We start from the raw sequence: 531 nt of genomic DNA on the forward strand, positions 1-531 counted from the left end.
CCGAACGAGGACACACCCGCCCGACGCACCCGCCCACCCTCGCCGTCCCCACCCAAGACAGCCGGCCACTCCCGCGCCTCGGTCAACAACCGCACCCCACCAGCCGACCAATCCACCCGCGAGGACGCCTCACCCACATGCAACGTCGCCGGCAACACCCCATACCGCAACGCCAACACCATCTTGATAACCCCAGCCACACCCGCGGCCGCCTGCGTATGCCCCAGATTCGACTTCACCGACCCCAACCACAACGGCGACTCCACACCCCGACCCGCGCCATACGTCGCCAACAACGCCTGCGCCTCGATCGGATCACCCAGCGACGTCCCCGTCCCATGCGCCTCCACCACATCCACATCACCCGGCACAAGCCCACCCTGCGCCAACGCCTCCCGAATCACCCGCTGCTGCGACGGACCGTTCGGCGCCGTCAGACCATTCGACGCACCATCCTGGTTCACCGCCGAACCACTCACCACCGCCAACACCGGATGCCCGCCACGCCGCGCGTCCGACAACCGCTCGACC

Annotated in this window: 1 pseudogene; it reads right to left on the bottom strand. The window is 68.5% G+C overall.

Going from position 1 to position 531, the window contains the following annotated elements:
• A pseudogene (locus AN216_RS00265) lies at positions 1-531 on the bottom strand (polyketide synthase); the annotation flags it as partial.

The organism is Streptomyces oceani (genome assembly GCF_001751245.1).
In the GTDB taxonomy this organism is placed as follows: Bacteria; Actinomycetota; Actinomycetes; order Streptomycetales; family Streptomycetaceae; genus Streptomyces; species Streptomyces oceani.